14 protein-coding genes are annotated in these 16,589 nt (G+C 47.5%); 11 read left to right on the forward strand and 3 right to left on the reverse strand.

Annotated features, from left to right (window positions below):
* The first annotated feature begins 199 nt into the window (after positions 1-199).
* The gene (gene fabF / locus OI18_RS06415; RefSeq protein ID WP_039138198.1) at positions 200-1,453 is read left to right on the forward strand and encodes a beta-ketoacyl-ACP synthase II; all 1,254 of its coding nucleotides are present in this window, start codon (positions 200-202) and stop codon (positions 1,451-1,453) included.
* 60 nt (positions 1,454-1,513) lie between these two features.
* Positions 1,514-2,245 carry a ribonuclease III gene (gene rnc / locus OI18_RS06420; protein WP_052272936.1) on the forward strand — a complete coding sequence of 244 codons (732 nt, stop codon included), beginning with the start codon at positions 1,514-1,516 and terminating at the stop codon, positions 2,243-2,245.
* Between the two features lie 225 nt (positions 2,246-2,470).
* Here rnc and mce read toward each other — a convergent pair whose 3' ends face one another.
* On the reverse strand, positions 2,471-3,004 hold the full coding sequence (gene mce / locus OI18_RS06425) for a methylmalonyl-CoA epimerase (RefSeq protein ID WP_240312730.1): 534 nt from the start codon (positions 3,002-3,004) through the stop codon (positions 2,471-2,473).
* Positions 3,005-3,043: 39 nt separating this feature from the next.
* Here mce and OI18_RS06430 point away from each other — a divergent pair, with 39 nt between their 5' ends.
* The 9 genes from OI18_RS06430 (at position 3,044) to OI18_RS06470 (ending at position 12,452) form a co-directional block, all read left to right on the forward strand.
* Entirely contained in the window at positions 3,044-4,261 is a 1,218-nt protein-coding gene (locus OI18_RS06430) for an IscS subfamily cysteine desulfurase (RefSeq protein WP_275451272.1), read from the forward strand.
* 48 nt (positions 4,262-4,309) lie between these two features.
* Positions 4,310-4,726, forward strand: coding sequence for a Fe-S cluster assembly scaffold IscU (iscU, locus tag OI18_RS06435; RefSeq protein WP_039138201.1), 417 nt, complete (start codon positions 4,310-4,312; stop codon positions 4,724-4,726).
* Between the two features lie 64 nt (positions 4,727-4,790).
* A complete protein-coding gene (locus OI18_RS06440) occupies positions 4,791-5,123 on the forward strand; it encodes a HesB/IscA family protein (protein WP_039138204.1) in 333 nt (110 codons plus the stop codon).
* A gap of 208 nt (positions 5,124-5,331) precedes the next feature.
* Positions 5,332-6,054 carry a gliding motility-associated ABC transporter permease subunit GldF gene (gldF, locus tag OI18_RS06445; protein ID WP_039138206.1) on the forward strand — a complete coding sequence of 241 codons (723 nt, stop codon included), beginning with the start codon at positions 5,332-5,334 and terminating at the stop codon, positions 6,052-6,054.
* A gap of 6 nt (positions 6,055-6,060) precedes the next feature.
* Positions 6,061-7,770 carry a gliding motility-associated ABC transporter substrate-binding protein GldG gene (gene gldG, locus OI18_RS06450; protein WP_039138208.1) on the forward strand — a complete coding sequence of 570 codons (1,710 nt, stop codon included), beginning with the start codon at positions 6,061-6,063 and terminating at the stop codon, positions 7,768-7,770.
* Positions 7,767-8,726, forward strand: a complete 960-nt coding sequence (locus OI18_RS06455) for a TerC/Alx family metal homeostasis membrane protein (RefSeq protein WP_039138219.1) — start codon at positions 7,767-7,769, stop codon at positions 8,724-8,726. The genes gldG and OI18_RS06455 overlap by 4 nt, the downstream gene beginning before the upstream one ends.
* A gap of 2 nt (positions 8,727-8,728) precedes the next feature.
* Positions 8,729-11,203, forward strand: a complete 2,475-nt coding sequence (locus OI18_RS06460) for a bifunctional UDP-N-acetylmuramoyl-tripeptide:D-alanyl-D-alanine ligase/alanine racemase (protein WP_039138224.1) — start codon at positions 8,729-8,731, stop codon at positions 11,201-11,203.
* Between the two features lie 40 nt (positions 11,204-11,243).
* On the forward strand, positions 11,244-11,960 hold the full coding sequence (locus tag OI18_RS06465) for a lipoprotein signal peptidase (protein WP_039138226.1): 717 nt from the start codon (positions 11,244-11,246) through the stop codon (positions 11,958-11,960).
* Between the two features lie 15 nt (positions 11,961-11,975).
* Positions 11,976-12,452: a hypothetical protein gene (locus tag OI18_RS06470; protein ID WP_152616755.1), complete on the forward strand. Its 477-nt coding sequence runs from the start codon at positions 11,976-11,978 to the stop codon at positions 12,450-12,452.
* 163 nt (positions 12,453-12,615) lie between these two features.
* Here the strand turns inward: OI18_RS06470 and OI18_RS06475 are convergent, their stop codons facing one another.
* Positions 12,616-14,916, reverse strand: coding sequence for a T9SS type A sorting domain-containing protein (locus tag OI18_RS06475; protein ID WP_160290199.1), 2,301 nt, complete (start codon positions 14,914-14,916; stop codon positions 12,616-12,618).
* A 264-nt stretch (positions 14,917-15,180) separates the two neighbouring features.
* Complete coding sequence (gene fumC / locus OI18_RS06480) at positions 15,181-16,578, reverse strand: class II fumarate hydratase (RefSeq protein ID WP_039138231.1); 1,398 nt, start codon at positions 16,576-16,578, stop codon at positions 15,181-15,183.
* Between the last annotated feature and the right edge of the window lie 11 nt (positions 16,579-16,589).

Genomic DNA, 16,589 nt, shown 5'->3' on the forward strand with positions numbered 1-16,589 from the left:
AATGCTTTCGAAAAGGAATTCAATATCTCTATCCCAGATGAGCAGGCTGAAACCATCACTACTGTTGGCCAGGCTGTTGCTTATTTAGAAGAGCACGCTAAGTAAACGGGATTCCGTTTCAGGCATATTTAATCCGCCTTTCGAAAGCATTTTCCGGCTGAGAAGGCGGATTTATCACGTTTAAAATCCGGCAAACTACATGGAACTTAAAAGAGTTGTAGTAACAGGCATGGGGGCACTTACTCCGGTGGGAAATACACTCGAGGAGTATTGGAATGGACTGATCAATGGTGTTCCCGGTGCCAATACAATCACTTTATTTGATGCTTCAAAGTTCAAGACCAAATTCGCCTGTGAAGTAAAAAACTTTGACCCTACACAGTTTCTTGATAAGAAGGAGGCGCGCAAAATCGACCGTTTTACCCAGTTCGCCCTGGTTGTTTCTGACGAAGCAATGGCTGATGCAGGATTGACCCCGGACAATATCAACCCCGACAGGATCGGTGTTGTTGTAGGTAGCGGAATCGGTGGTCTGATCACTTTCCAGAATGAAGTGATGGACTTTGCCAAAGGCGACGGCACTCCGCGGTTCAACCCCTTCTTTATTCCCAAGATGATCCTGGATATCGCTGCCGGTCAGATATCCATGAGACATAACCTTCGCGGACCCAATTTCGCTGTTACAAGTGCCTGTGCGAGCAGTACCAACGCCATCATGGAAGCGGTAAATCTCATCAGGCTGGGTAAAGCTGATATCATTGTCAGCGGTGGTAGCGAAGCGGTGATCAGCGAAGCAGGTGTAGGTGGATTCAATGCCATGAAAGCCATGAGCGAAAGGAACGACGATCCCCAGACAGCCAGCCGACCCTATGACAAGGACCGCGACGGCTTTGTAATGGGTGAAGCAGCAGGTCTCCTGGTTATCGAAGAACTCGAACATGCCAAAGCACGCGGCGCGAAGATCTATTGCGAAATAGCCGGCTGCGGCGCAACTGCCGATGCTCACCATATCACCGCTCCACATCCTGAAGGTCTCGGAGCCAAGAATGTGATGATCGCTGCCCTCCAGGACGCAGGAATGCAGCCTGAGGATATCGACTATATCAATACCCACGGAACTTCTACTCCGCTAGGCGATGCTGCGGAAGTAAAAGCCATCATGAACGTATTCGGTGACCACGCTTTCAACCTGAATATCAGCGCTACCAAATCGATGACCGGTCACTGCCTTGGTGCAGCAGGAGTTATTGAAGCCATCGCTGCCATCAAAGCTGTGGTTCACGACATCGTTCCCCCGACCATCAACCACTTTACAGACGACCCAGAACTCGATCCACGCCTGAACTTCACGTTCAATAAAGCGCAGCAACGTCCTGTCAGAGCCGCACTTAGCAATACTTTCGGCTTCGGTGGACACAATGCCTGCGTTATTGTGAAGAAATTTGAAGGTTGATTGATAAAGTATGCCAGCAATCGCTTAACTTGATTATGGTACTAATCAACCAATCATCCTGTGGGTTTATTTGACAGTATTTTTAAAGGATCCGGGGAAACAGCGGCATTCAAAAAGCAATTGAAGAATGTGCTGGGATTTTCACCTGGTAATACCGACCTGTACAAAACAGCACTGACTCACCGTTCGGTTAAGGATGGTGCTGCCGATAATAATGAGCGGCTCGAGTATCTCGGTGACGCCATCCTTAGCGGTATTGTCGCGGATTTCCTTTTTAAAAAATACCCCTACCGCGAAGAAGGTTTCCTTACGGAAATGCGTAGTAAGATGGTGAACAGGGCAACCCTGAATGATGTGGCCATCAAAATGGGTCTTAAAAAGATCGTTTATTTTAACAAGTTTGATAACTCGCTCAAAGTCAGCCAGATCTTCGGTAATACACTGGAAGCGGTGGTCGGCGCAGTATACCTCGATAAAGGATTCCGCGAGACCCACACCTGGGTGCTGAAACGGATCATCCTGCCCTATATGTTCATGGATGACCTGGAAAACCTCGAGATCAACCACAAAAACAAGCTTTACGGCTGGGCAAACAAGAATGGCAAGAATCTCGAATTTGAAACCCTCGAAGAAAAATTCGAAGGCGGGCGCCGGCTCTTCACCATCGGTGCCATCGTCGACGGCCAGCTGATCGCGCAGGGAAAGGCGTATAATAAGAAAGACGCCAGCCAGGTCGCCGCACAGGTCGCGGTAGAAAAACTCGGCCTCAACAAAACCGAGCTGGAATCCTGACGGTCCCTAACCATGCATTTTAATCGGAAATTGCAATTTCGTGCTGTTATCAGCCTTAATTCTTATCCGTTCATACAAATTTCTATGGTGATTGTATAACCGTTCTATATCCCTACCTGTATCCTCAGTAGCATGTTTTATGTTCCGGTCAGGCACTTTTGGAGTGTGCCGATAGCTTCTTCTTAGCTTCTTCTTAGCTTCTTCTTACGGTCTTCCTCGCCCCACTCACTTATTGACTTCAACTTCCTGACACAGTTCCACCAAAACATTTTTCGTCCCCTTCGGATGCAGGAAGCAGACCAGCTTATTATCTGCCCCTCTCTTCGGCTTTTCCTGCAATAGCTCAAACCCTTCCCCGGCAAGCCTTTTCATCTCACTTTCAATGTCCTGCACTTCAAAAGCGATATGATGAATGCCTTCTCCTCTTTTGGCGAGATACCGTGCAATCACCCCTTCGGGTGACGTGCTTTCCAACAATTCGATCTTGTTTACCCCGGTTGCAAAGAAGGCAGTCCTGACCTGCTCGCTTTCCACCTCCTCGATCTTGTAGCAGGGAGTATTAAGGAGCTTTTCAAAAAGGGGAAGGCTCTCCGCCAGGCTCTGGACGGCTATGCCTATATGTTCCACTTTCAGCATTTTTTGTTGTAAAGCTAATGGTAAACAGCATGTTAAAGCCAGTTTAACAGTCCAGATGCATACCTGTTTCGATTTCCGGAAATAAAGGATAATGGTGTTTTCACCCTCCGAAATCTCGTTCAATTGGGCTAATTTTGTGTTCCAGAAAATTGCAAAGAATTTATGTTGAAACTCCCGATTTATCTTGATAATAATGCGACTACACCCTGTGATCCGCGCGTGGTAGAGGCTATGCTTCCTTATTTTACCGAGCATTTCGGTAATGCGGCAAGTCGCAACCACCCCTTTGGCTGGGCGGCAGAAGAAGCTGTTGATTATGCGCGTGAGCAGGTTGCCAAGCTGATTGGTGCTGATCCTAAGGAGATTATCTTCACTTCGGGAGCAACAGAGGCCGACAACCTGGCTATCAAAGGTGTTTATGACATGTATGCCAGCAAAGGAAACCACGTAATCACCTGTGTAACAGAGCATAAGGCTGTCCTGGACACCTGTAAGCACATTGAAAAATCAGGCGGTGAGGTAACCTACCTGCCCGTTAATAATGAAGGACTTATCGACCTGGCCGAACTGGAAGCGGCTATCCGTCCAACCACTATCCTTATTGCCATCATGTATGCCAATAACGAGACCGGTACGGTAATGCCTGTCCGTGAGATCAGTGCCATCGCCCGTAAGAAAGGCGTACTTTTCTTCACTGACGCCACCCAGGCCGTTGGCAAAGTCCCTGTCGATGTTCAGAAGGACGGAATTGACCTGCTCGCATTCTCCGCACATAAAATGTACGGACCAAAGGGAATTGGTGCACTGTATGTCCGCCGGAAGAACCCCCGCGTTAAGGTGACAGCCCAAATGGATGGCGGCGGCCACGAGCGCGGCATGCGTTCAGGTACCCTCAACGTTCCGGGTATCGTTGGTTTCGGAAAGGCATGTGAACTGGCAAGCCAGGAAATGGAAACAGAATCAAAAAGACTCAGCGCGTTGCGCGACAAGCTGGAATCTGCCTTACTCAAGCTCGAAGAAGCGTATGTAAACGGCAGCACCGCACATCGTCTCCCGCACGTTGCCAACATCTCTTTCAAATATGTTGAAGGCGAAGGACTCATGATGGGCTTTAACAAGAACATCGCCCTCTCTTCAGGCTCTGCCTGTACGTCGGCGTCACTGGAACCTTCCTATGTGCTGAAAGCACTTGGACTTGGTGACGATCTCGCTCACTCTTCCCTGCGTTTCGGTCTCGGCCGCTTCACTACCGAAGAGCAGATCGATTACACTATTGAACATGTTTCCGGTACTGTGAACAAGCTCCGCGAAATGAGCCCCCTCTGGGAAATGTTCAAAGAAGGAATTGACCTCAACACCATTGAATGGGCCCATCACTAATGGGTGATGCCCTTTTAAATTTTTACATTTTACTTTTTAATTTTAAATATGTCTTACTCAGAAAAACTCATTGATCACTACCAGAACCCCAAGAACGTGGGTACTCTCGATAAAGCAAAAAAGAACGTTGGTACCGGCCTCGTAGGAGCACCTGAATGTGGTGACGTAATGCGTTTGCAGATCGAAGTGGATGATGCTACAGGAGTTATAACTGATGCAAAATTCAAAACCTTTGGTTGCGGATCAGCGATAGCATCTTCATCACTGGCTACTGAATGGCTGAAAGGCAAATCTGTTGATGACGCTCTCAAGATCGACAATATGGAGATCGTGGAAGAACTCAATCTTCCGCCAGTAAAGATCCATTGCTCCGTTCTCGCCGAAGACGCAATCAAAGCTGCCATCAACGATTACAGGAAGAAAAATGGCCTGGAAGAACTTCAGTTCGAAGAAAGAATTCACTAAGAACTTTACCATATAGGTTTGTGTTATATATGTAACGTAAACGGTAAACTTCAAATTGATCGATATGATTTATGTAAGTGATAAAGCGAGGGAAAAAGTGGCAAAGCTGATGCAGGACGCCAGCATAGAAAATGCTTCGGAGTATTTTCTGCGTGTATCTGTAGTTGGCGGCGGCTGCTCCGGCCTTAGCTATAAACTTGACTTCGATAACGAGTCTAAACCCATGGACCAGGTGTTTGAAGACAATGGAGTTAAAGTGGTTACTGACCTGAAGAGCTTTCTGTACCTGGTAAATACCACCCTGGATTTCTCTGACGGGTTAAATGGTAAGGGATTCTATTTCAGCAATCCTAATGCCAGCCGGACTTGCGGCTGCGGAGAAAGTTTTGCAGTCTGATTGATCTGCGGTTATGCTGCCCTGCATACCGAATGCACAATAAAACAAATCCCGCCTTTTGGCGGGATTCATTTTTGCAGTTGGTTTCAGTTACCGGGCGTATGCCCGTTAAAGTGGGAGAACGAATATATTGGAATCAGGCTAATTAATCACAACAAAATCCCTGTTTCTGCAGGCGGCTAGGCCGGGAAAACTTATTTTTGAATTTATGTGGTCTATCTGTAACAAAGAATTCCGCCAGTTTTTTGGAAGCTTAACCGGGCTGGTCGCAATCATCATTTTCCTGCTGCTCAACGGCCTCTTCCTGTTTGTTTTTCCCGATTCAAGCATCCTTGAATACGGATATGCAAGCCTGGAAAAATTCTTTGAACTGGCACCGTGGATCCTGCTCTTCCTTGTACCGGCAGTGACCATGCGAAGCTGGTCGGATGAATTCCGCACCGGCACATTCGAAATCCTTAAAACAAGGCCAGTCACACCTGGTAACCTGGTGTTCGGAAAATTCCTGGGCGCATTCTTCATTGTACTAATCGCTTTGTTACCGACGATTGTGTATGCATTCAGCGTACAGGCACTGTCAATGGACAGGGGAATTGATACTGGGGCTACTACCGGTTCATACATCGGGCTCGTACTGCTTGCGGCTTCATTTACAGCCATCGGCACCTGGTGCAGCAGTCTCACATCCAACAGCGTTGTAGCTTTCCTTGTGAGCGCTTTTGTTTGTTTCGTCATGTATACAGGATTTACTGCTATCAGTAAGTTGCCCGCCTTCCAGGGCAACGCGGATTATTTTCTCGAAATGATCGGTATCGACTTCCACTATAGCCGCATCAGTAAAGGTGTGGTCGACAGCAGGGACATCATCTATTTTGGAAGCGTCATTGCCTTCTTCCTTCTTATCACCAACAGAAAAATCGCAGTTCGCTAATACTCCATGAAGAAAATACAGCAATCGAGGCTCTACTGGTTGATCATACTGGTCATCCTTTTCTTATTGAACTGGATCGCCGCCTATGTGCCCTATCGAGCCGACCTTACTGCAGAAAGACGTTATACCCTTTCCACACCGACCCGGAAGTTGTTATCAGGCCTCGATGCGCCGGTAACAATCGACGTGCTGCTCAACGGTGAAATGCCGGCGGGCTTCAGGAAGCTCGCAGCCAGCACCAATGACCTGCTTACCGAATTCAAAGCTGCCGGAAGATCCAATCTCCGGTTCACTTTCAGCAAGCCAGGTGATGGCATGGCGGATACGGCCAGGCTTTCCCTCTATGATTCACTGGCACAACTGGGACTGCGCCCGACTAACATTAAGGCACAAACGAAAGAAGGGGAGGGACAGGAAGAGCGCCTCGTTTTCCCCGGTGCAGTGATCTCTTACAAGGGACGTACAACCGCTATCGACCTGCTGCAGGGCGTGAGTTCGGAAGGTGGACTCGAATCACTCAACAAAGCAGAAGCCCTGCTGGAATACAAATTTGCCAATGCCATCCGCCAGCTGAGGCAGGATACTGTACCCATGGTTGGTTACCTGGTTGGAAACGGAGAGCCGGTATCTTACCAGGTATACGACCTCATCGAAAATGTGCTGAAGAAGAACTATGCATTCCGGATCCTGCCGATTGACAGTGTTGCCATTATTCCGCCCGTGTTTAAGGCAATGGTCATCACTAAACCTGTTGTCACTTTCAGTGAAGATCAAAAATTCAAGCTTGACCAGTACGTGATGCATGGAGGCAGAATCATCTGGATGATCGACAACCTTTACGCGGAGATGGACAGCCTGCAGCGGACACAAAACGAATTTATCGCCTTCGACCGGGGACTCGATATAGACGACATGTTATTCCGGTATGGTGTACGTGTAAACCAGGACCTTGTGCAGGACCTGAATGCAGACCGTATTCCCTCCGTTGTGGGAAGCATGGGTGGTAAACCGCAGATTGAACTGTTGCCGTGGCCATATTTCCCGCGGCTTTCCAATTACAATGGTCAACCCATGGCAAAAAACCTCGACGATGTAGTTGCCCAGTTTCCCAATTCCATCGATACAGTTGCCGCTCCCGGTATCAATAAAAGCATCCTGCTTGCCACTTCGCAGAACTCACGAACCCTTGCCACGCCGGCAAAAGTCAGCTGGCAAAGCATCGAAACGGAAGATGATCTTAAAATGTTCAATAAGGCACATATTCCGGTTGCAGTTCTGCTGGAAGGCAGGTTCACGTCATTATACAACAATCGGGTAACGGCAGAACAACGGAGCTTATGGCAGCAGGCTGGCCAGGACATCAGCATGCAGTCGCCCGAAAATAAAATGATCGTGATTGCGGATGGTGATATTGCATTGAACGCAGTTACGCAGAATGAAGGACCTTTGCCGATGGGCATGAATGCGTATACCAAATACCAGTATGCCAACCGTGATTTTATCCAGAACTGCGTTGAATACCTGGTAGATGAGACCGGCATCCTGGAAACAAGAGGAAAGGATTTCACCCTGCGGTTGCTCGACAGGAAAAAACTGGATGAGAAAAAATCTTACTGGCAGGTAGTTAACATAGTATTGCCCATAATATTGATATTGTTATTCGGGTTGGTTTATCAATGGATGAAAAAAAGACGTTACCAAAAAGTTAGAGCATGACATCTGAACAATTAACCTACCTGGTCTTTGGGGTGGTATTATTGATCGCACTGGTTTTTGACCTGGGGTTATTAAGCAAGAAGACGACGGAGATCACGATAAAGAAAGCGCTTGTTCAAACAATTTTCTGGGTTTCGCTGGCCCTGGCTTTTTTTGTTTTTATCTGGTTTGAAGATGGCAAGACAATAGCCATTGAATACCTGAGCGCATACCTGATGGAATGGTCGCTCAGTATCGACAATATTTTTGTATTCATCCTGATCTTCTCCTTTTTTAAGGTGAAGCAACAATTCATTCCGCGGGCACTGCTGATAGGTATCCTGATGGCAATCATCTTCAGGATCATCTTTATTTCGGTAGGCATTGTGCTGATCGAACGTTTCGAATGGCTGCTGTATTTTTTTGGCGCCTTCCTGTTGTACACCGGAGTTAAAATGTTCACCGCAAAGCACGACGAGGAGGTAAACCTTGCCGAGAACAAAGTGTACCGCTTCATTCAGCGCATGTTGCCAATCGTCTCGCATGATGGTGACGGAAAGTTCAGTATCGTGCAGGACGGAAAGCGCTTTTATACAAACCTGTTTGTAGTGATCATCATGCTGGCCACAACAGATATTGTATTTGCACTTGATTCAATTCCTGCTGTGTTTGCCATCTCGCAGAACCGGCTGGTGATCTATACTTCGAATATATTTGCTGTACTCGGGCTCCGTTCCCTGTTCTTCCTGCTGAAAGGCGCCGTGAATAAATTTGCTTACCTGCAGCAGGGCATAGCAGTGGTACTCGTATTCATCGGTCTGAAAATGCTGGCTGAAATGGTTCATTTCAAAGTACCTGTTTTCGTTTCGCTGCTTGTGATTGTGCTTTGTATAACCGCTTCAATCATTTACTCGATCAGTACGGCCGGTCGTGCGGGAAAAACAGAATTGCAACAGGGCGAAAGTGATTTACGATAGTTGTGAATTATCATATAACCGATATCGCTTCAGCTATTAATGCCAGCTGGTTACAGGCTGGCATAGATGGTCATGTATCTCATCTCCTGATCGATAGCCGGAAACTGGTTTTTCCGGGCGGCACACTCTTCTTTGCCATCCGCTCCGCGAACCGCGATGGTCACCAGTTCATTGATCACCTTTACCATCAGGGCGTGCGGCATTTTGTAGTCAGCACCCCGGTTGATCCGGTTCGTTGGCCCGGGGCAAACCTGCTTCTTGTAGACGATACGCTTTCGGCACTGCAATTACTTGCCGCACGTCATCGTTCGCAATTTTCCATCCCCGTCATTGGCATTACTGGCAGTAATGGTAAAACAATTGTCAAGGAATGGCTCAACCAGTTGCTTGAACCTGACCAGCTCATTGTCCGCAGCCCGAGAAGTTATAACTCTCAGATAGGGGTTCCCTTAAGCGTCTGGTTAATTCAGCCTGCACACCAACTGGGGATTTTCGAGGCCGGGATCTCAAGGGCCGGCGAAATGGATGCCCTCGAAAAAATAATTTACCCCACAATCGGCGTCTTCACGAACCTTGGTATGGCGCATAGTGAAGGTTTCAGCTCGATGGAAGAAAAGCTGGAAGAAAAATGGAAGCTATTCAGGCATGCAGAAGCGGTCATTTATAAGAAGGGGAATACACTGGTCGACAATTGGCTCAGGGAAGCCAATCATTCGCGCGGATCACTGTTCAGCTGGGGCTCGGAAGAATCCGCCGACATGCACGTGTACGAAATATTTAAAGCCGACAGCTATACTGTCGCAAGGATCAGGTGTGGCACCGCGGAATTTCAACTTAGTATTCCCTTTTCCGACGAAGCTTCTATCGATAACGCCCTTACCTGCTGTGCCATCATGTTATACCTCGATGTGCCGGTTCAGCGCATCATGGAAAGGATCCCGCAGTTGCACGGAATGGCAATGCGCCTTGAACTGAAAGAAGGGATCAATCATTGCTCGGTGATCAACGACAGTTACTCAGCCGATCTGAGTTCGCTGGTAGTGGCGCTTGATTTTCTCTCGCAGCAAAAACAGCACATCAACAAGACCGTTATACTCTCGGATATCCCGGAAACCGGCCTCACCTCGGTACAATTGTATGAAAACGTCTCACGGCTGCTTCAGCGTTACGGGGTTAATAGATTACTGGCAATCGGTCCGGTTATCAGTGATCATGCAGATCTGTTCCGGGCGGCGATGATCCAGGTTCAGACCTTCATCTCCACTGAATCATTCCTGCAGCATTTTGATGAATTGCATTTTCATGAAGAGACCATTCTTGTCAAAGGGGCGAGAAGGTTTGCGTTTGAAGCAATTACTGCGCAGCTGGAAATGCAGGTACACCAGACCGTGCTGGAGATCAACCTGAATGCCATGCTCAACAATCTCAGGCAATACCAGCAGCAGCTGAGGCCGGGGACGAAACTGATGGCCATGGTTAAGGCATTCAGTTATGGCAGCGGAAGTTTTGAGATTGCAAACCTGCTGCAGTTCCACGGTGTGGATTACCTGGCCGTAGCCTATACGGATGAAGGTGTGGCATTACGGAAAGCAGGCATCCATCTGCCCGTAATGGTTATGAATGCAGCTTCATCCGGATTCTCTTCGCTCGTTGAATACGGGCTAGAACCCGTGCTATATTCATTGCCGCTGTTCCGCAAGTTTGAATCCTTTATCCGGCAGGAAGGGATCCAGTATTATCCCGTGCACCTGGAAATGGAAACAGGTATGCACCGACTGGGATTTGAATCATCGGACTTCCAGGAACTGTTGGTATTGCTGAAAGGCAATAGTTTTCGCATTCAGTCGGTATTCAGCCACCTCGCAGCAAGTGAGGATCCCCGGCACGATAGTTTTACCCACGACCAGGCAGAATTGTTTGTTCATTACTGCAGTCAGATCGAAGAAACAATTGCCTATCCTTTTATCCGGCATATTGAGAATACGGCGGCAATCCTGCGGCATCCGCAATGGCAGTTCGATATGGTTCGCCTTGGAATCGGCCTGTATGGAATTGACAGCAGCGCATTACACCGGCTGGCGCTCGACGAAGTGTCTACACTGCGGACGACGATCGCCCAGATCAAAAAGCTTTCACCCGGCGAAACGGTGGGATATGGCCGAAGAGGAATTGTAACGGATGAAGCCTTAATTGCGACGGTACGGATCGGGTATGCAGACGGTTACCCCCGGGTTCTCGGCAATGGTACCGGCAGGATGCTGGTAAAGGGAAGCCTTGCGCCGGTGATCGGAAGTGTTTGCATGGATATGACCATGATCGACATAACCGGGATCGATGGCGTAAAAGAAGGGGATGAGGTGATTGTCTTTGGTCATGGCCTTTCGGTTTCAACGCTGGCAGGGTGGGCAGGAACCATCCCTTATGAAATGCTGACGGGCATTTCGCAGAGAGTTAAAAGAATTTATTACCAGGACTAGAAAGCCGGCAACGGTTATCTTTGTCCCTTTAGCAATAATTATGAAGGCGAGAAATGTAATATTATTGATCATCCTGATATTAGTGGCAGACCAGGCATTGAAGGTCTGGGTGAAGACCAGTATGCCCCTGAGTTATCATTGGGATGAGTCGCACCAGCCAATCACTCCCTACGACCGCGGGATCCGTCCGTTCGGACAAAATGCCGAATGGGCACAGATCTATTTCGTGGAAAATGAGGGAATGGCATGGGGATGGAAATTCGGCGGTGAGCTTGGAAAAATGGCACTGACTCTTTTCCGGATGGCGGCAGTACTTTTCGGCATCTGGTACCTGAGGGATATTCTGAGAAAAAGACATCACCGGGGCTTTATTATCTGCGTAGGCCTCATTTTTGCGGGTGCATTAGGGAACCTGATCGACAGTATGTTTTACGGGTTGATCTTCGAGGAAAGTACATACACATCAGTCGCAAGGATCTTCCCAGAAAAAGGATATGCCGGGTTTCTCCATGGAAAGGTGGTGGATATGTTTTATTTTCCAATTATCAGGGCAACATATCCCACGTGGTTCCCGTTTGTTGGAGGAGAGGACTTTGAATTTTTCAGCCCGGTATTCAATATTGCGGACGCAGCTATTTCGATTGGTGTAATTGCCTTGCTCCTGTTCCAGAAAAGGTTCCTTCAGACGGACAAGGAAAACAGTAAACAGGCTATCGAAACCAGCACCAGGGTGAATGACGACGTGCAGGTTTCCTAGCGAAAATACACGACTATGCAAAAAAGCCTTCCGATTCTATTAGCCGTAGCCCTTATGGCTTTATTCGCCTCCTGTACCAAAGAAAACAGTTTTGAAGAAGGATCAGGGAAAGCCAATATCTACACCTGGCGGTTTGTGGAAGGCGGCCAGGAATATTCAGGGATTATGGATACGGCTTATGTGGAAGAGGTGACAGGCATAAAAGTACTGTCTGCCGAAGGCGTTAGTAATGACGGAATGGATAATATCATGCTTGCGGTAGGCGCATTGAATGATATTCAACCCGGAACCTATACCTCCCCCGAAGCACTTTTTAATTACCTCAACAACGGAAATATCAAATATGAAGTTGATATGAGCCGGATGAATTTTTCTATTATCATCACTTCAATAAATTCCGAAAGTGTCAGTGGCACTTTTTCCGGAACAGTTTTCGGCGAAGACGGATCGGATCGCGAAATAACTGAAGGTACTTTCACCGCACCGCTTTAAATCGTTCAACCATATTAAAGAGAAAGCCCCGCCTGGAAAGGCTGGGGCGCTAAACCCTATATTCGAAATTGACAACATTTCCTTTTAAACCAAGCCTTTGGTTTTTCAGTGGATATTGGTCGTCAAGAAAATATAAGGAACGGACCAAAACAGAACATGAGTATTATTTATTCATTTTAATTACTTTTTTCTGGATCACTTCACCCTTCATTTTTAATGTCAGCACATACGTTCCCGCCGACAGTAAAGTTGTATTGGCTATAACGTGATTACTGTTTCCTTTATGCACTTTAAGGGCGATTTTTTTCACTCCTTTCCCGAGCATGTCACTTAATTCGAGCTCGGCGTCGCCATTTTCAGGGGAAATGATCTCAAATGACAACTGGCTGGTAAATGGATTCTGCAATGGTTTCAGGGCAAGCGAGCCTAAAACTGAGGCGAAAGGCTGCACAGTTACCTGGTGGGTATATTTGGTCTTGTCCAGGTGTACCATCTTGATCCGGTAGTAGGTTGTTTTATATACCTGTCCCGCATCGAGATCAGCATAACTGTTCTGCCCACCCGCCACAATAGCGGAGACTTCCGCCACCTGTTTCCAGTTCAGTTGGTCTGTGCTTTTTTCAATCACGTACATTATGCCTTCCGTTTCATTCACAGCATCCCAGTTAAGGTTTACCCCACTGTTTATATTCCTTGCCCTGAATGAAGTGATATCTGTACTAAGTACCCACTGACAATTGTTTACGTATATAACTACGCTTTTGGAATCGAGAAATGAACAACTGTTGTTGTTAAGATTATCTAGGGTCGTGGCGATCCGCAGGCGGACAATATTTCCGTGCGCCCCACTGTCGCCAAGGAAGTTTACAGCAGGAACGGTGTACTTATATGTACCACTGGAATCGATAAGATCAGATTGCGGAACTGTTCCCGAACTGTGATTTGACCAGGTGGCACCGCCGTCCAAACTTCTCTCCCAACGCCAGGAGGTGTAGTTATTAAAGAAGGTCCGTACGTCAGCTTCAAAATCTACCGGGTTGCCAAAACATACAGATGCGTTTCCGTATGGTTTCATAGTAAGATTGGGCGAACATGTTGATACGGTAATGTCATCCATGACCCAGTCATTTCCACCACCGCCCTGGGCATTATTCCGTATGCTGAAAACCACAGCATTCTGGGTTGCACCAGTAGTAAATGTGAATCCTTTTTTTACCCAGCCGCCATAAGCGATCTCCCCGGTACTGTAACGGTCAATTCCGTCAAGAACAAATGTCAGGTTGGGTAAAACCCCATTCCCGTTCTGTCGCGTCAGGTTAGCATCCCAGCTGCAATAGGTACATACATTCCTCACCCATGCCGAAAACTCATAAGTGGTATTTGGACACAGGCCGGTAATCGACTGCCTGTATGCTTCGCCGGTAACATAATTGGAGTTAACCAACAGCATATACCCGCCATTTACACCATTGGCCGGCGGCAGGTTGCCTGCGGCGTCATTTGTTCCCGTATGATCTCCGATAATATCCCAGGAACTAAACATCCGGTTATTACAGTTATTTGCGGTGGTCGTCGGCGGTGAGATGGAACTACAGTTAGGATCTCTTTTTACAGTAGCATTGGCATTACCTGAGGCCTGGCGCGGACTTGTATTTTTTGTAACGGCATACATCCCGTCATCCACGGCGCTATTATAATTTGGGTTAGAGATGTAATTAAAACCGGGGATCGGAAACTGCAAAGCCGTTGAACGGCCAAGGCTGGTGCCGTTGCCGAATGTTCCGCTAAATTCATCTGCAAAGTTTGTCCCTGATTTGTTGGAGCATAAAGGCTGTGGCCTGGAGATCTGGATATAGAAGTTTGAGACACCGAGGTTCAGGTTTTCGGAATATTTAGCGTTGGAAGACAGGGCATAAAAGAACCTGGCATTCCCTAATTCAATAATGCTTCCTACTGCCCCGGTTACCTTTACCCGGAAAGCTGTTGAAAAGAGATGGCCGGAATACCATTTTGGGGTGTTTCCCGCGGCTTGAGTATTAACATTGACTGAACCGCCGCCTGTCAGAGTGGTTTGAGCATTATTGGTAACGTTGCCGACACCACTGCTGCCAAGGTTGATTCTGATCCGGTACTGGCCGGGCAAAGGTGAAGCCAGGTATGTACCCGCGTCATCGCCTGCATTGCTTGAATATTCCCTGAATGCCACACCCTCATTGGTGATAACCTGCAGTGCCTTTGAGCCGGTGATCATGGTAGTATTTGTAGGCAGGTCATCATAATACCTCATCTGGTAAATATTCGAGGCATACGAATTTTCAGTTCCCTTCCACCTGATATGTACGCTGTAACGAATTTCAAGTGTATCTCCCGGTTCAACAGGTCCTCCAACAGTTCGTTTACTGACGTTTACATAGCTATATCCATTGGTAACCTGTGCTGGCACCTGTGCCCGTACCGTGGCCATGCTTGTCACCAGTAAGAGAAGTATATATGTAAGTCGAACTAGGAATACACAGTTTGATGTGTAAAGTTTGTCCATAGCTTCGGATAATTTCTTTCTAAAAGGATAATTGGCAAGGCTAAGATATACATGGAACCACTTAAGTAACGACTAATTGCCCAACTCATTGTCTATGAAAAGGGCGCATTCATCGAAAAGGGTATAAACGCGCAAAGCCCGTTTCGTAAGAAACGGGCTTTCACAATCGGAAGAAACGGAGTCTTCCTGTTATATTTCCCCCACCATTTTCGCGGGAATTACATACTTGTCGAACTCATCGGCTGTGAGATAGCCGAGTTTAACTGCCATTTCCTTCAGTGTGGTACCTTCCTTATGCGCTTTCTGCGCGATTTCTGCCGCTTTATAGTACCCGATATGCGGGTTTAGGGAAGTTACGAGCATCAATGAATTGTTCACATGTTTATTGATGTTCGCTTCGATCGGTTCAATGCCTGTAGCGCACTTGTCATTAAAGCTGACACATCCTTCACCGATAAGCCTTGCGCTGTGCAGGAAATTATAGATCATAACGGGCTTGAACACGTTCAATTCAAAATGACCTGTTGCACCGCCGATATTTATGGCCACATCATTGCCCATCACCTGTGCCGCGATCATAGTCAGCGCCTCGCACTGCGTAGGGTTAACCTTACCGGGCATGATTGAAGAGCCTGGCTCATTATCAGGAATAAAAAGTTCCCCGATACCGGAACGCGGACCGCTGGACAACATGCGAATATCATTTGCAATCTTCATCAGGCTCACCGCAACAGTCTTAAGTGCACCATGCGACTCCACGATGGCATCATGCGCAGCCAACGCTTCAAATTTGTTTTCTGCTGTAATAAAAGGAAGCCCGGTCAGGGACGCAATATGCTTTGCCACATTTTCAGCATAGTTCTTTGGTGTGTTGATCCCGGTTCCTACTGCAGTGCCCCCGAGCGCCAGCTCCGAAAGGTGGGCAAGTGTATTTTTGATGGCACGAAGTCCATGATCCAGCTGCGATACATACCCGCTGAATTCCTGTCCAACTGTAAGCGGTGTCGCATCCATGAAATGCGTACGACCGATCTTAACCACATTCATGTAACGCTGGCTCTTTTCTGCAAGTGTATTCCGCAGCTTTTCAATGCCGGGGATAGTTACTTCTACGAGCATCTTGTATGCAGCAATATGCATCGCTGTGGGAAAAGTGTCATTCGACGACTGCGACTTATTTACATCATCATTCGGATGCAGGAATTTCTCTTTGTCAGCCAACTGTCCACCGTTCATGACATGACCCCGGTATGCAACCACCTCATTCACATTCATATTGCTTTGCGTACCGGAACCGGTCTGCCATACCACCAGTGGGAAGTACTGGTCAAGTTTGCCTTCCAGGATCTCATCACATACCTTACCTATCAGGTCCGATTTTTCCTTCGGGAGTACACCAGCTTCAAAGTTTGTAAGTGCCGCCGCTTTCTTCAGGTATGCAAATGCCCTGATAATCTCTAAAGGCATTTTATTCGTATCCTGGGCAATCCTGAAGTTTTCGATACTGCGCTGTGTCTGCGCACCATAATATGCATCGACAGGCACCTTTACTTCACCCATCGTGTCTTTTTCTATTCTGTAATCCATGTGGCAAAATG

It is taken from the genome of Flavihumibacter solisilvae (assembly GCF_000814475.1).
GTDB lineage: Bacteria > Bacteroidota > Bacteroidia > Chitinophagales > Chitinophagaceae > Flavihumibacter > Flavihumibacter solisilvae.

Bases quoted from the DNA above. Each gene is read 5' to 3' on its own strand.
- iscU (WP_039138201.1), top strand. From the start codon at position 4,310: ATGTCTTACTCAGAAAAACTCATTGATCACTACCAGAACCCCAAGAAC.
- OI18_RS06430 (WP_275451272.1), top strand. From the start codon at position 3,044: ATGTTGAAACTCCCGATTTATCTTGATAATAATGCGACTACACCCTGT.
- OI18_RS06470 (WP_152616755.1), top strand. From the start codon at position 11,976: ATGCAAAAAAGCCTTCCGATTCTATTAGCCGTAGCCCTTATGGCTTTA.
- fumC (WP_039138231.1), bottom strand. From the start codon at position 16,578: ATGGATTACAGAATAGAAAAAGACACGATGGGTGAAGTAAAGGTGCCT.
- gldG (WP_039138208.1), top strand. From the start codon at position 6,061: ATGAAGAAAATACAGCAATCGAGGCTCTACTGGTTGATCATACTGGTC.
- fabF (WP_039138198.1), top strand. From the start codon at position 200: ATGGAACTTAAAAGAGTTGTAGTAACAGGCATGGGGGCACTTACTCCG.
- gldF (WP_039138206.1), top strand. From the start codon at position 5,332: ATGTGGTCTATCTGTAACAAAGAATTCCGCCAGTTTTTTGGAAGCTTA.
- OI18_RS06455 (WP_039138219.1), top strand. From the start codon at position 7,767: ATGACATCTGAACAATTAACCTACCTGGTCTTTGGGGTGGTATTATTG.
- OI18_RS06475 (WP_160290199.1), bottom strand. From the start codon at position 14,916: ATGGCCACGGTACGGGCACAGGTGCCAGCACAGGTTACCAATGGATAT.
- OI18_RS06440 (WP_039138204.1), top strand. From the start codon at position 4,791: ATGATTTATGTAAGTGATAAAGCGAGGGAAAAAGTGGCAAAGCTGATG.
- OI18_RS06465 (WP_039138226.1), top strand. From the start codon at position 11,244: ATGAAGGCGAGAAATGTAATATTATTGATCATCCTGATATTAGTGGCA.